Below are 14,950 nucleotides of genomic sequence, written 5' to 3'. Positions count from 1 at the left end.
CAGAGAGCCGCGCGTCTCGCATCGATGGAGGCAAGTTGACTAGCGAACTCACGGGTAAGCATTTGGTGCTTGGCCTCACCGGCGGTATCGCCTGCTACAAGATCGCGGAACTCACGCGCCTCTTGATCAAGGCGGGCGCGACCGTGCAAATCGTGATGACGGAAGCAGCCACGCAGTTCATCACGCCAGTCACCATGCAGGCGTTGTCGGGCCGTCCCGTCTACACCTCGCAATGGGACGCGCGCATGCCGAACAACATGCCGCATATCGATCTTTCGCGCGAGGCGGATGCCATCGTCATCGCGCCCGCATCCACCGACTTTCTCGCGAAACTCGCGCACGGCATGTGCGACGACCTGCTCTCGACCTTGTGCATTGCACGCGATTGTCCGCTGCTCGTCGTGCCCGCCATGAACAAGCAGATGTGGCAAAACCCGGCCACGCAGCGCAACGTCGCGCACATTCGCGGGGATGGCATCGAGGTGCTAGGACCGGATTCGGGCTCGCAAGCGTGCGGCGAGGTCGGTGACGGACGCATGCTCGAACCCGAAGCCACGTTCGAAGCCATCTGCGCCTTCTTCCAGCCTAAGATTTTGCGCGGCCAGCGCGTGCTCATCACGGCCGGCCCGACTTTCGAGCCGCTCGATCCCGTGCGCGGCGTCACGAACCGTTCATCAGGAAAGATGGGCTTCGCGCTCGCGCGTGCGGCGGCGCAAGCCGGCGCGGACGTGCATCTGGTGGCCGGGCCCGTTTCGCTGCCAACGCCCTGGGGCGTGTATCGGCAAGACGTGCAGACGGCCATGCAGATGCATGACGCCGTCATGCAGGCCACGCCCGATGCGGACATTTTCATCGCGGTGGCGGCGGTCGCGGACTGGCGTGTGGATCAAGTCAGCGAGCACAAGATCAAGAAGGTCGCGGGTCAACCGTTGCCATCATTCGAGTTCGTCGAGAATCCGGACATTCTTGCGCTGGTGGCCAAGCAGCCGAACCCGCCCTATTGCGTCGGCTTCGCGGCGGAAAGCGGCGATCTTGACGTTCACGGCGAAGAGAAGCGCAAGCGCAAAAACGTGCCGCTTCTGATCGGCAATCTCGGTCCGCTCACGTTCGGCCGCGACGACAACGAAGTCGTGCTCTTCGAAGCATCCGGCGCGACACCCTTGCCGCGCGCCGACAAAGAGACGCTTGCTCGCACGCTGATCGGCGAAATAGCGAAACGCGCGCCACGCGGCGGCGGCTCGATCCTCTCCTAAGCCCATGACAAAGCTCTCGGTTTTAGACCAGACGCCTGTGATCCACGGTGACTCGACCGCGGATGCCATCGCGGCCACGCTCGATCTCGCGCAACTCGCGGACGACCTCGGCTACACGCGCTACTGGTGCGCGGAGCATCACGGTTTGTACGGTGTGTCGAACCCGTGTCCGGAAGTGATGCTCGCGCGTATCGGAAGTCTCACGAAGCGTATCCGCATTGGTTCGGGCGGTGTCATGCTGCCCTACTACAGTTCGTTCAAGGTGGCCGAACAGTTCCTGATGCTCGAAGCGCTGTTTCCGAGTCGCGTGGACTTGGGTGTCGGGCGCGCGCCGGGCGGCGACATGCGCACGGCGCAGGCGGTGGCCGCGGGTTCATACAATCGCGGCGACATTTTCCCGCAGCAAGTGGCCGAACTCGTCGCGCTTTTCAAAGGCGAACTGCCCGACGATTCACTCGCGAAAGGCGTGCTGCTTCAGCCGCAGATCGAAACGCGTCCGCAACTGTGGATGCTCGGCTCCAGTGATTTCGGCGGCTTGCTCGCCGCGCAACTCGGCATTCGCTTTGCGTTTGCGCACTTCATCAACGCGCAGTATGGGCATCGCGTGGCGGAGGCTTATCGCGAGCGTTTCACGGCCGGCCACGAGGAGAAGCCTTATCTCGCCGCAGCCGTTTTCGTGATTTGCGCCGATACCGACAAGGAAGCCGATGCGCTCGAACGCGCGGTGGATCTGCGGCGCGTGCAAATGGCCTATGGTTTGAATCAGCCTATTCCGTCGATCGCGCAGGGCATCTCGCAGGTCTACGGCGAACGCGAGCTCGCGGTGATCGCGCATGAGAAAGCGCGCAGTATCATCGGCACGCCAGAGCGCGTGACGGAGAAGCTGCATGCGCTGCAAGAGCAATTCGACGCCGATGAACTCATCGTGCTCACAGTCGCCGGCAGCTATGCCGCGCGGACTCGGTCCTATCAACTTCTCGCCGAGGCATTCGAACTCGGCCGCCACGCTCAAAAGAACGTATGAAACTCGACGTCAAGATTCTCGATGCGCGCATGCGCGATTTCCTGCCCGCGTATGCCACGCCTGGCAGCGCGGGTCTCGACCTGCGCGCGTGTCTGGACGAGCCGATGGTCATCGAGCCGCATCAAACCGTACTCGTGCCCACTGGCCTCGCCATTCATCTCGCGGACCCCGGTTATGCGGCGCTGATTCTGCCGCGATCAGGACTCGGTCATAAGCATGGCATCGTGCTTGGCAATCTGGTCGGTCTGATCGATTCGGATTATCAAGGGCAACTGATGGTATCTACGTGGAATCGCGGGGACACTGCATTTACGTTGAATCCGATGGAGCGTCTTGCGCAATTGGTGATCGTGCCGGTGGTGCAGGCACAGTTCAATATCGTCGATGATTTCGATGCCAGCGCGCGTGGCGCGGGTGGTTTCGGTAGCACGGGCAAGCACTAAGCCGCATAGGTCGGGCTGCAACGGCCCGATCAGTCGTTTTATATTCCGAGCGCTATCACCGGCGCGCGCCCCGATACGGTGCGCAAATCTCGGATTTCTCCCATTCTGGCATTTATTTCCGCCACCTATAAATCGGGTGTCGAACTGATTTAAAGGTGTTCGGCACCACGCCTCGATAAGCTGGCAGCGGCTATCGAGATTCTCAATATCTTGATTGTTCTAGGAGCCGACAAACAAGACACATTGCAATTAGTTCGTTGTACATACTTAAATAAAGTAAGTTCACAAAGGCTCGTTATTATTTCGTATATCGAATTGATAATGATTCCAGCCGAAATAACGAATGGAGCAAGAACATGCAGATCAAATATGATGCAGTCGTCGGTGCGGGCGCCAATGAATGGTACGGCACGATCATCGTCTCCAACCTGCGCTATGAAGACGACAGCGCGGTCACGGTCGACAACTATCTTGCGTTCAACTTTCACTCCCCAGCCAATATCGACGCTACGGCAATCACGCCAGCGTATGCCGTGTACGTGATCGGAGACATTACCGCCGACGTTTCGCAACTGGGCGACGGCACTTTCGACGCCACCGTGACGATCGACTACACCACGTCCTACACGATGCAGCCGGCGGATCAGATCACCATCGGCATCAATGGGAATCTGGTAGCCAGCCCCGACACGTGGCTCAATTCGTTCACCTTCGCGGCGGACCAGTCGCCCGATATCGAAGGAACCCTGTCAATCACGTGTCCGGCCGCGCCCGATCCCGCGCTGTCCGGTGTGCTTCCCACACTCACGCTGACTCAGGGGGACGCGGCCGTCACCGTCGTCCTTTGCTATGACCAGACGTGTACGTCCGAACTGGAACAAGGCACGTATAGCGTGATAGCCAACCCTGTTGTCACGGGCGATGAGACGGTCCTCGCTCCGTTGCTCGTGGACCAGTCGACCGTCAAGATCGTGGCGGGTCAAACCTCGTCGCTTAAAGCGAGCTTTGGTCCGGTCGAATATTACTGTTCGCTCGATCTCTCGTTTGGCGCGCTTACCGGCCTTTCGACCGAAACGCTTCATGTGACGGTGAACGACATCGAGACCGGCGCGACGCTCGCATTATTCGACACCCGGACGAACAGCGTCGTTTCGCTACGCAAGCTGCCACCCTCGGGCAGCGCACGAGTCTCGATTCAAAACGTCGCGCTCAATAATGTCGAATACTCGTTCTCGGTGCCGCTCGTCACGCTGACGAACGCACTGCAAACGTTGACGATCAGTGATTCGATGATCACCACCTCGAACGTCCCCACCACGGGCTATGTCGAGCTGCCGATCAATATCACGGCTCAGGATGCGGTCGATCATGCGATCGAATTGCGTCTGACGGGCGGTTCCATGACCTATGTGCAGAACGTATCCGCCAAGTCGCAACAGACGGCATTTGCCGTTCCGATACAGCCAGGCAGCTATAGCACGACGGCGGGCGATTTCCTTCTCGCGGGCGTGGTCTATGTCGTCGAGGCACCGTCCTCGCTCAACGTGACGAACGACGAGAGCGCGCATCTCGATGTGAACATTACGACCTCCGCCAATCTCACCGTGCCCGGCTTTCCGAACTATCTGTCGTTCGGCGGCTGTACAGATCTCGTGCCGAGCAATGAAGCGGATTTCGTCGCCGCGCGCGCAACTTCGATCTTCTGTTATGCCGGAACGGACGGCGCTGGCGACGCCAGCACGTATCTGACGGACGACCCTCAGACCCGCGCGACGATCTCGCTTGCCCGTTCAGTGGAGGACGACTTGGGCAGTGTGCAGCCGGTGCTGCCCGTAATGGTGTCCTACACCTGCAACTTGTCGCTTGGCGACACGCCGGACCAGTTGGCGAACGCGGACGCTCACGCACACAGCTTCGCGAACTACATTCTGGCGCTCAATATCGCGAACGAGGCAATCGACAGCGCGCATCCGGTGCCGGCGGGATTCATCGTGAATCCTGACTTCCTCGGCTCATGCGAGCAGGGTAAATATGCTCCAACTTACGCGATGCCGGTACGCGCGCCGCTGCAGACCGCGCTCGATCACTGGCAGGTCACGGCCACGATTCCCGCTAACGTCACGGAGGACATCAAAGGCTACGTGCTGGCCGTGAACTGGCTGACGCGCACCATCGCGCCCAAGGTGACTTTCGGCTGGCAGATCAACCTTTGGGGTGTGGGCTACTCGGAGTGGATCTACGAGGCCGACGTCGATCCCGCGCAAATGGCGCAGCAGACGGCGAGCTATGTCCAGAGCCTTGGCGTCTACGACGAGCCGTACAAGCCCGACTTTCTGGCTATCGACCGGTACGAAGCCGACGACTTTACTCAGCGCGCCTACGAGAATGGCTACTGCTACGGCCCACGCGAATGGGATCACTTTTTCGACTTTTGCAAGGCCGTCAGTCGTGCGCTCAAGTTGCCCGTGATGCCGTGGCAAATTCCAGCCAGCCACATACCGACCGTTGACGACCCGGTCGCGGACCCGTTCGATTCGCAGCACTGGGGCACGGGCGGAAGCTGCATTCTCGGCGATCCGGCAATCGGCTCGGATGCGAGCCACGTCAATGCAACCGTGCTTGCGCTGCCTTTCCCCGATGCGTTCACGCAATACATGGGCAACACGGTCGCGGACATGTTCACGCGCTCCGAGCCGTTCGATATCACCAACCCCCTCTACGGCGACTTTCCACTGCGTGGCATTTTCACCTTGTTGCTCGGCGGCGGCGCGACGACGGGCATCGTCACGACCATAGGGAACGCGGAACCGTGGACCAGACAGAAGCTGAATATCTATATGGATAACCCGATCTCGCTCGATCACTAGGAATTCGGGCGAGACGCGTAAAAAAAACGGCGCGGATTCAATCCGCGCCGTTTTTGTCTTCAACCGCAAAAAAGCTCAATCTACCTCGATCGCTTCCGGATTCGGATTACGCGGCGGAGCCGTGTTTTCGTCGAAGGTCAGTTGCACCTTGTCTTCCGCATCGACGTCCACCGTTACGCGACCACCGTTCAGCAGCTTGCCGAACAACAACTCGTCGGCGAGTGCACGGCGGATGGTGTCCTGAATCAGACGCTGCATCGGTCGCGCGCCCATCAGCGGATCGAAACCGTGCTTCGCCAGATGCTTGCGCAGGGCGTCGGTAAAGACCGCGTCGACCTTCTTCTCGTGCAGTTGATCTTCCAGTTGCATCAGGAACTTGTCGACCACGCGCAGAATGATTTCCTCGTCCAGCGAACGGAAGCTGATGATCTGATCCAGCCGGTTGCGGAACTCAGGCGTAAACATCCGCTTGATGTCGGCCATTTCGTCGCCCGACTCGCGCTTCGCGGTGAAACCGATCACCGCCTTGCCCATGGCCTCGGCGCCCGCGTTCGTCGTCATGATGATGATGACATTGCGGAAGTCCGCCTTGCGGCCATTGTTGTCGGTCAAGGTGCCGTGGTCCATCACCTGCAGCAGCACGTTGTAGATGTCCGGATGCGCCTTCTCGATTTCGTCCAGCAGCAGCACGCAATGCGGCTTCTTCGTGACGGCCTCGGTCAGCAAACCGCCCTGGTCGAACCCGACGTAGCCCGGCGGCGCGCCGATCAACCGGCTCACCGCGTGACGCTCCATGTATTCCGACATGTCGAAGCGCAACAACTCGATACCCAGCGTGAACGCCAGTTGTTTCGCGACTTCGGTCTTGCCGACACCGGTCGGGCCGGAAAACAGGAACGCGCCGATCGGCTTGTCCATCTTGCCAAGACCCGCACGCGCCATCTTGATCGACGCCGACAGCGCATCGATAGCCGGATCCTGACCGAACACGACCGCCTTCAGGTCGCGATCGAGCGTCTGAAGCTTGCTGCGATCGTCCTGCGACACGCTTTGCGGCGGGACGCGCGCGATCTTCGAGATGATCTCTTCGATCTCGCTCTTTCCAATAGTCTTCTTCTGCTTCGACTTCGGCAAAATGCGCTGGGCCGCGCCTGCTTCGTCGATCACGTCGATCGCCTTGTCCGGCAGATGACGATCCGTAATGAAGCGCGCCGACAGTTCAGCCGCCGCCGACAGCGCGCCCGACGAATACTTCACGCCGTGGTGCTCTTCGAAACGCGATTTCAAACCGCGCAGAATCGCAACCGTCTGCTCGACCGAAGGCTCGGTGACATCGACCTTCTGGAAACGCCGCGAAAGCGCCGCGTCCTTCTCGAAGATGCCGCGATATTCGGTGAACGTGGTCGCGCCAATGCACTTCAGCTGTCCCGACGACAACGCCGGCTTCAGCAGGTTCGACGCGTCGAGCGTACCGCCCGAAGCCGCGCCAGCGCCGATCAGCGTATGGATTTCGTCGATGAACAGAATGGCGTGCGGACGCTCTTTCAGTTCCTTCAATACCGTCTTGAGACGCTGCTCGAAATCGCCGCGATACTTCGTGCCCGCCAGCAACGCGCCCATATCGAGCGAGTAGACCTGCGCGTCGGCCAGAATGTCCGGCACTTCGCCGCGCGTGATGCGCCAGGCGAGGCCTTCCGCAATCGCGGTCTTCCCCACGCCCGCTTCGCCGACCAGCAGCGGATTGTTCTTGCGGCGACGGCACAGCACCTGCACCACGCGCTCGACTTCGGACTCGCGGCCGATCAGCGGATCGATCTTGCCGTCCTTCGCGCTTTGGTTGAGATTTTGCGTGAATTGCGCGAGCGGCGTTTCCTTCTGCGCCGCGGCGTCTTCCGACTCCGGATTCGCCTCGCTGCTCGCCTTGGCCGCATCGCCGCTACTGCTCTTGGCAATACCATGCGAAATGAAATTCACGACATCGAGACGCGTCACGCCCTGCTGTTGCAGGTAGTAGACCGCATGCGAATCCTTCTCGCCGAAGATCGCGACGAGCACATTCGCGCCGGTCACTTCCTTCTTGCCGTTCGAGGTCGATTGCACATGCATGATCGCGCGTTGAATCACGCGCTGGAAACCAAGCGTCGGCTGAGTATCGACGTCGTCCGTGCCAGGCACGGTCGGCGTGTTGTCATGAATGAAATTGCGCAGGTTCTGACGCAAATCTTCAATGTTGGCTGCGCAGGCACGCAACACCTCAGCCGCGGTCGGATTGTCCAAAAGGGCGAGCAAAAGATGCTCGACCGTAATGAACTCATGCCGCGCCTGACGTGCTTCCATAAACGCCATGTGCAGACTGACTTCCAGTTCCTGGGCAATCATGCTTCCTCCATCACGCACTGCAGCGGATGACCCGCCTGCCGTGCATGGCTAACGACTTGCTCAACTTTGGTCGACGCAATGTCTCGCGTGTAGACCCCACAAACTCCCCTGCCTTCGCGATGAACCTTCAGCATGATCTGCGTCGCAGTCTCACGATCCTTATTGAAGTATTCCTGCACGATCATCACGACGAATTCCATCGGCGTGAAGTCGTCGTTCAGCAGCACTACCTTGTACATCGCCGGCTGCTTGAGCTTCTGCTCCTGCCGCTCAAGTACCGTGCCGTCCTGCTTGTTGGGATTTATCGCCATACACCCATTCTAAACAACACCATCGCAATCGTCGCACCAGCGCCGGTCACCCGGTCGATATTACTGCTGGCTGCAACGCTCGCAGATGGAACGTCCATTCAATCCTGCCGCTGCTTATCACGTCAGCGCGGCCCGCTTGCACCTCGTTGAAACCAGTATCGCACAGCTTCAAAAAAAACAAACTGCACGCCGGGTGCCGGGGGCCGCCGGGTTACCACACAAGTGAGACGATTATGCGACTTTTCAAGATGGCTTGCTTGGGCGGCTGCGCACACGCAATGCAGGAATTACCCTACGAATGCGACATACACAACGAGCTTAACGGCCATCTCAAAATTTCCTTGACACCCGATTTAAGAGATTCAACAATCAAACTGGCACTTTTTTCCGGGGGCCTCCGGAAATAGAAAAAGAGCCGAGGTGAGCTAGTGAGGAGGACGCGGTTCACAAAGTGGGGTGGCCGACGAGCTTTTCGAGCGTGCTCTGGTTGCGACGAGAGTTAGAGGGGAAGTACGAATGTCTACTGGTACGGTCAAATGGTTTAACGACGCGAAAGGTTACGGATTCATCACGCCCGATGAAGGCGGCGAGGATCTGTTTGCACATTTCTCGGCGATTCAAATGAACGGTTTCAAGACGCTCAAGGAAGGCCAGAAGGTCTCCTTCGAGATCGTCCAGGGACCGAAGGGCAAGCAGGCTTCCAACATCCAGGACACTGTCTGAGACGCGGACTGACCGTAAGAAGCGCAAAGCCTTTGAAACCCGGCCCAGGCCGGGTTTTTTTATTGCCTGTTTCTACGCGTTTTACCAAAGACAAAACCCCAAAGACTTTAAGCCCTTGGGGTTTTAATGCAAATGCCGGTGATTCGTTGCGGCCGCGCTGTCACATATTCTCGATCATTACTTCGCCGAAACCCGAACATGAAACTTGCGTCGCGCCTTCCATGAGACGCGCGAAGTCGTAAGTAACGCGTTTGGACAGAATGGATTGTTCCATTGAATCGATGATTCGATCCGCCGCCTCGGTCCAGCCGAGATGACGCAGCATCATCTCGGCGGACAAAATTTCCGATCCCGGATTCACATAATCCTTGCCGGCGTACTTCGGCGCGGTGCCGTGAGTGGCTTCGAACATTGCAACCGAGTCCGACATATTGGCGCCCGGCGCAATGCCGATCCCGCCAACTTGCGCCGCGAGCGCATCGGAAATGTAATCGCCGTTCAAGTTCAGGGTGGCGATCACGTCGTATTCGGCGGGGCGCAAAAGAATCTGCTGAAGGAACGCATCCGCGATCACGTCCTTGACGACGATATCGCCACCTGTCTTCGGATTTTTCACCTTCATCCAAGGGCCGCCGTCGATCAGTTCCGCGCCGAACTCCTTCTGCGCGAGCGCGTAGCCGTAATCGCGGAACGCGCCCTCGGTGAACTTCATGATGTTGCCCTTGTGCACGAGTGAAACCGAGCGGCGCTCGTTGTCGATGGCGTATTGAATTGCCTTGCGCACGAGCCGCTCGGTGCCCTCGCGCGACACCGGCTTGATGCCGAGCCCCGACGAGTCCGGAAAGCGGATCTTCTTCACGCCCATTTCCTCGCGCAGAAATTGGATGACCTTCTTCGCTTCCGGCGATTCGGCGGGCCACTCGACGCCCGCATAGATGTCTTCCGAGTTCTCGCGAAAGATCACCATGTCGACCTTTTCCGGCTCGCGCACGGGCGAAGGCACGCCTTTGAAGTAGCGCACCGGCCGCAGACAAACGTAGAGGTCCAGCTGCTGGCGCAGCGCGACGTTGAGCGAGCGAATGCCGCCGCCCACCGGCGTCGTGAGCGGTCCCTTGATGGACACGAGGTACTCCTTCACCACGTCGAGCGTTTCGTCCGGCAGCCAGACATCGGGGCCGTAGACGCGCGTCGCCTTCTCGCCCGCGAAGATCTCCATCCATTGAATCTTGCGCTTGCCACCGTAGGCCCGCTCGACCGCCGCATCGACCACCTTGATCATGACCGGCGTGATGTCGACGCCCGTACCGTCACCCTCGATATACGGGATGATCGGCTGATCCGGGACGTTGAGCGAGTAATCCGCGTTGACGGTGATCTTTTCACCGTCCGCCGGAACCTGGATGTGCTGATACGGCATGGTCGACTCCAAAGAAGGCCGGGCTCGAATGGAAGCTGGCGCGATAGTGCGGACGATTCGCGGACCATGAACGTCGACGGCGCCCGCGAGCATGGCCAGAACAGCATTCTAACCACGCGCGAGTACAGCCGGTCGCCGTTCGAGGCCTGGCGTCGCGCTTGCGTCGGCTCGCGTCAGGATTGGGGGCGGCTCATTATGCATTAAGATGCCGCTTCGAATTCCGCCGCGCCTTCCTCCGATGCCGCTCATCGCGCTCAATAAACCCTTCGGCACCATCTGCCAGTTTTCCGCGCACGAAACGCGTCCCTCGCTCGGCGACTGGGTAAAGACGCCGGGCGTGTACCCGGCGGGCCGGCTCGACGCCGACAGCGAAGGCCTGCTTTTACTCACCGACGATGGCGCGTTGCAGGCGCGTATTGCCGAGCCGCGTCACAAGCTCGTCAAGCGTTATTGGGCGCAAGTGGAAGGCGCCCCTGACGATGCCGCGCTCGCGCATCTCGCGAAAGGCGTCGATCTGGGCGACTACGTGACGCGTCCGTGCCAATGCGCCTTCGTCGCCCAAGAAGATAGCGACGCGCTCTGGCCGCGCAATCCGCCGATCCGCTATCGCGCGGCAATCCCCACGACGTGGATCGAGCTCGCCATCACCGAGGGCAAGAACCGGCAGGTCAGGCGCATGACCGCAGCCGTGGGCTATCCGACGTTGCGGCTCGTGCGCGTGGCTGTCGGCGCACTCGATATCTTCGCGCTCGGACTCGCGCCGGGCGAATGCATCGAGGTGAATGCGCGCGCGCCGTGGCGACGCGCTTAAAGCTTTATCGACGATAAGCGTCACGTCGTGCGTTTAAATGGCGTGTCGTGTAACCACGCGTGCAAAGCGCCGAGAAACTTTTTGCCGCGCGTTCGCAAATCTCTTTGAAACGACGTCAACCGAGTCTTCACGCGATGCGTTAAGGACCGCAGATGCCGAACAAAGCTATCCGGCATGAGCGATAAACCAATTGAATATGCTGTGTGCTCCAGGGTATTTGAAAGGTCAAAGCGCTCACAGCTGTATCGAAGACCAAATCATCGATACGACTGTCAACCGAAAGGTGGATGGCTCGTTTACCGACATGACTCCATGACCGGGTCGTTTGGTTAATCAACTCAAGCTAGAGGATTCACAAATGAACAAACTGATCGCTGCTCTCGTCGCTGGCCTGTTCGCAACGGCTGCATTCGCACAAGCATCGGCACCGGAAGCTGCTGCTCCGGCTGCTGCTTCGTCGGCACCGGCAAAGAAGGCTCACAAGTCGCATAAGAGCTCGAAGAAGCACGCGCACAAGAAGGCTGCCGCTTCGGCACCGGAAGCCGCTTCGGCAGCTCAGTAAGTTCGTTGTAAGAGGCGGTATAGCGAAGTTCGATGTTGCAGTACCTGCAAAATCAATAACGAGCAATATCGCCGTCTTTACGGCGTTGAAGGGCAGATGGCCAACACGGCATCTGCCCTTTTGTTTTATCGACTCGCCTCATGGCACGCGCTTCGAGTAACATTCGCGAGTTTGCCGTGAGCCTGCCGGATTCTCGGCGCATCGATTCTTGATAAGGAGCATCGTCGTGATTCCGTTGTTTCATGCCTTGAAGTCTTCATTCGGTCCGAATCATTCAAATTGGCGTTCGCGCATTGCGAGCCGCGCGCTTGCCGCCGTGCGAGCATTAACTATTGCGTTGTTGTTGCCGTTTGCGGCAATGCCGCTTGCACAAGCGCAGACCATGCCGCCCGGTGCCAAGCAACCTTCCGATTTCCCCCGCGCAAGACTCACCGCCGGCATGTTCGTGATCGATGCCGCTGTCGCCGCCAACGACGCCGATCGCGAGCAAGGCCTCATGTATCGCACGCAGCTTGCATCGAACGAAGGCATGCTCTTCGTGTTTCAGGAAAACGCGGTCCACTGCTTCTGGATGAAGAACACGCTGATCCCGCTGTCGATCGCGTTCATTCGCGCGGATGGCACCGTCACCGACATCGACGAGATGCAAGCCGAAACCGAGAACAACCATTGCCCGCGCAACAACGGCGTTTATGCCCTCGAAATGAGCAAGGGCTGGTTCACGGCCAAAGGCATCAAGCCGGGAACGAAGATTTCGGGCTTGCCGGCCGCACAGTAATCGCGGCAATCGCTGGAAAGATAAAGAGGCGCGTCACGTGAACGCGCCTTTTTTTCGTCCATACCGGCCGCATATGGCCGTCTCCGAGCCTTTTCGATTGCCGCAGGAGCGTTCCAGCGAGTTTCCTGCAAAGACCTTGCCAACGCGCTATCCTGAAAAGATTATCGCGATGCCGTTGCGAGCCCGGACGGCAATCGTGTGGCGGCGTGCACGGAATATGCGCATGCCGCCAGGGCTTACTACTCCAAAGGAGGTTCACGTGCCCCGCAAGACTCCCATCGAGCGCTACCGGAATATCGGCATCAGCGCTCACATCGACGCCGGCAAGACCACCACCACCGAGCGCATTCTTTTCTACACCGGCGTGACGCACAAGATCGGCGAGGTGCACGACGGCGCGGCCACGATGGACTGGATGGAACAGGAGCAGGAGCGCGGCATCACGATCACGTCGGCTGCAACCACGGCCTTCTGGAAAGGCATGGCGGGCAATTATCCTGAACACCGTATCAATATCATCGATACGCCGGGACACGTCGACTTCACCATCGAAGTCGAACGCTCGATGCGCGTGCTCGATGGCGCGTGCATGGTCTACGACTCGGTCGGCGGCGTGCAGCCGCAGTCTGAAACCGTGTGGCGTCAGGCGAACAAGTACAAGGTGCCGCGCATTGCGTTCGTCAACAAGATGGACCGCGTCGGCGCGGATTTTTTCCGCGTGCAGCGGCAAATCGGCGAGCGTCTGAAGGGCGTGGCCGTGCCGATTCAAATTCCCATCGGCGCGGAAGATCACTTTCAGGGCGTGGTCGATCTCGTGAAGATGAAGGCCATTCTCTGGGACGACGACAGCCAGGGCATCAAGTTCACCTATGCGGAGATTCCCGACAACCTCAAGGAACTCGCGCACGAATGGCACGGCAAGATGGTCGAGGCCGCCGCCGAAGCCAACGAGGAACTGCTCGAGAAGTACCTCGAGAACCACGAAAGCCTGACCGAGGAAGAAATCAAGGCGGCGCTCAGGCAGCGCACCATCGCGAACGAAATCGTGCCGATGCTTTGCGGCAGCGCGTTCAAGAACAAGGGCGTGCAGGCCATGCTCGACGCGGTGATCGACTATCTGCCGTCGCCGGTGGACGTGCCCGCCATCCTTGGCCATACGGAAGACGACCAGGAAGCGGAACGCCATCCGAGCGATGACGAGCCGTTCGCCGCCCTCGCCTTCAAGATCATGACGGACCCGTTCGTCGGCCAGTTGATCTTCTTCCGCACGTATTCGGGCGTCGTGAATTCCGGCGATACGGTCTACAACCCGGTGAAGGAAAAGAAGGAACGCCTCGGCCGTATCCTGCAGATGCACGCCAACGAGCGCAAGGAAATCAAGGAAGTGCGCGCGGGCGACATCGCGGCGGCGGTCGGTCTCAAGGAAGCGACCACGGGCGACACGCTCTGCGATCCGAACCACGTCATCATCCTCGAACGGATGATCTTCCCGGAACCGGTGATCTCGCAGGCCGTCGAGCCGAAGACGAAGGCCGACCAGGAAAAGATGGGTATCGCGCTGAACCGGCTTGCGCAGGAAGATCCGTCGTTCCGCGTCACGAGCGACGAGGAATCCGGTCAGACCATCATCTCCGGCATGGGCGAACTGCACCTTGAAATTCTCGTCGACCGGATGAAGCGCGAGTTCGGCGTCGAAGCGACGGTCGGCAAGCCGCAAGTGGCGTATCGCGAGACGGTGCGCAACAAGGTCACGGACGTGGAAGGCAAGTTCGTCAAGCAGTCGGGCGGGCGCGGCCAATACGGCCATGCGGTCATCACGCTCGAACCGGACCCGGGCAAGGGCTACGAATTCGTCGATGCCATCAAGGGCGGCGTGATTCCGCGCGAATACATCCCGGCGGTCGACAAGGGCATTCAGGAAACGCTCAAGGCAGGCGTGCTGGCGGGCTATCCTGTCGTCGACACCAAAGTAACGCTGACCTTCGGTTCCTATCACGATGTCGATTCGAACGAAAACGCCTTCCGCATGGCAGGCTCCATCGCGTTCAAGGAAGCGATGCGCCGCGCGCGGCCGGTGCTGCTCGAACCGACCATGGCCGTCGAAGTGGAAACGCCCGAGGAGTTCATGGGCAACGTGATGGGCGATCTGTCGAGCCGTCGCGGCATCGTGCAGGGCATGGACGATATCGCGGGCGGCGGCGGCAAGATCGTGCGCGCCGAGGTGCCGCTGGCCGAGATGTTCGGCTACTCCACTTCGCTGCGTTCGCTCACGCAAGGCCGCGCGACCTACACGATGGAGTTCAAGCACTACACCGAGACGCCGTCCAACGTGTCCGAAGCGATCATCAATTCCAAAGGAAAATGATCGCCGCTTAAGACGTG

The 14,950-nt window shown here is 59.6% G+C and carries 12 protein-coding genes; 9 read left to right on the top strand and 3 right to left on the bottom strand.

All coding sequences use genetic code 11. From position 1 onward, the window contains the following. The first annotated feature begins 35 nt into the window (after positions 1–35). The 4 genes from coaBC to NCT03_RS02890 all read left to right on the top strand — a co-directional run bounded on the left by coaBC (position 36) and on the right by NCT03_RS02890 (position 5,587). Positions 36–1,253: a bifunctional phosphopantothenoylcysteine decarboxylase/phosphopantothenate--cysteine ligase CoaBC gene (coaBC, locus tag NCT03_RS02905; protein WP_250491891.1), complete on the top strand. Its 1,218-nt coding sequence runs from the start codon at positions 36–38 to the stop codon at positions 1,251–1,253. 4 nt (positions 1,254–1,257) lie between these two features. Further along, positions 1,258–2,277: an LLM class flavin-dependent oxidoreductase gene (locus NCT03_RS02900; protein ID WP_250491890.1), complete on the top strand. Its 1,020-nt coding sequence runs from the start codon at positions 1,258–1,260 to the stop codon at positions 2,275–2,277. Next, the gene (dut, locus tag NCT03_RS02895) at positions 2,274–2,720 is read left to right on the top strand and encodes a dUTP diphosphatase (protein WP_250463450.1); all 447 of its coding nucleotides are present in this window, start codon (positions 2,274–2,276) and stop codon (positions 2,718–2,720) included. The genes NCT03_RS02900 and dut overlap by 4 nt, the downstream gene beginning before the upstream one ends. Before the next feature lie 356 nt (positions 2,721–3,076). Next, the gene (locus NCT03_RS02890) at positions 3,077–5,587 is read left to right on the top strand and encodes a hypothetical protein (RefSeq protein ID WP_250491889.1); all 2,511 of its coding nucleotides are present in this window, start codon (positions 3,077–3,079) and stop codon (positions 5,585–5,587) included. A gap of 75 nt (positions 5,588–5,662) precedes the next feature. On the opposite strand, the gene clpA is transcribed toward NCT03_RS02890, so the two are convergent. Further along, a complete protein-coding gene (clpA, locus tag NCT03_RS02885) occupies positions 5,663–7,966 on the bottom strand; it encodes an ATP-dependent Clp protease ATP-binding subunit ClpA (protein ID WP_244827212.1) in 2,304 nt (767 codons plus the stop codon). Then, positions 7,963–8,277, bottom strand: a complete 315-nt coding sequence (gene clpS, locus NCT03_RS02880; protein WP_250491888.1) for an ATP-dependent Clp protease adapter ClpS — start codon at positions 8,275–8,277, stop codon at positions 7,963–7,965. Before clpS ends, clpA begins: the two co-directional genes overlap by 4 nt. 516 nt (positions 8,278–8,793) lie before the next feature. On the opposite strand from clpS, the gene NCT03_RS02875 reads away from it, so the two are divergent. Continuing rightward, positions 8,794–9,000, top strand: coding sequence for a cold-shock protein (locus NCT03_RS02875; RefSeq protein WP_244827210.1), 207 nt, complete (start codon positions 8,794–8,796; stop codon positions 8,998–9,000). A 160-nt stretch (positions 9,001–9,160) separates the two neighbouring features. Here the strand turns inward: NCT03_RS02875 and icd are convergent, their stop codons facing one another. Then, on the bottom strand, positions 9,161–10,417 hold the full coding sequence (icd, locus tag NCT03_RS02870) for an NADP-dependent isocitrate dehydrogenase (protein ID WP_244827209.1): 1,257 nt from the start codon (positions 10,415–10,417) through the stop codon (positions 9,161–9,163). A 238-nt stretch (positions 10,418–10,655) separates the two neighbouring features. Here icd and NCT03_RS02865 point away from each other — a divergent pair, with 238 nt between their 5' ends. The 4 genes from NCT03_RS02865 (at position 10,656) to fusA (ending at position 14,933) form a co-directional block, all read left to right on the top strand. Next, the gene (locus tag NCT03_RS02865) at positions 10,656–11,228 is read left to right on the top strand and encodes a pseudouridine synthase (RefSeq protein ID WP_244827971.1); all 573 of its coding nucleotides are present in this window, start codon (positions 10,656–10,658) and stop codon (positions 11,226–11,228) included. A 358-nt stretch (positions 11,229–11,586) separates the two neighbouring features. Beyond that, positions 11,587–11,790 carry a hypothetical protein gene (locus NCT03_RS02860; RefSeq protein WP_244827208.1) on the top strand — a complete coding sequence of 68 codons (204 nt, stop codon included), beginning with the start codon at positions 11,587–11,589 and terminating at the stop codon, positions 11,788–11,790. A 235-nt stretch (positions 11,791–12,025) separates the two neighbouring features. Then, positions 12,026–12,568 carry a DUF192 domain-containing protein gene (locus tag NCT03_RS02855; RefSeq protein ID WP_370652125.1) on the top strand — a complete coding sequence of 181 codons (543 nt, stop codon included), beginning with the start codon at positions 12,026–12,028 and terminating at the stop codon, positions 12,566–12,568. A 259-nt stretch (positions 12,569–12,827) separates the two neighbouring features. Next, positions 12,828–14,933 (top strand): elongation factor G, encoded by a 2,106-nt coding sequence (gene fusA / locus NCT03_RS02850; protein WP_250463444.1) that lies wholly within the window; start codon positions 12,828–12,830, stop codon positions 14,931–14,933. Positions 14,934–14,950 lie beyond the last annotated feature (17 nt).

It is taken from the genome of Caballeronia sp. GAWG1-1 (assembly GCF_023631465.1).
Classification (GTDB): Bacteria; Pseudomonadota; Gammaproteobacteria; order Burkholderiales; family Burkholderiaceae; genus Caballeronia.
Note: the sequence above shows the minus strand (reverse complement) of the source record. Positions and strands in the feature narration are given on the sequence as shown.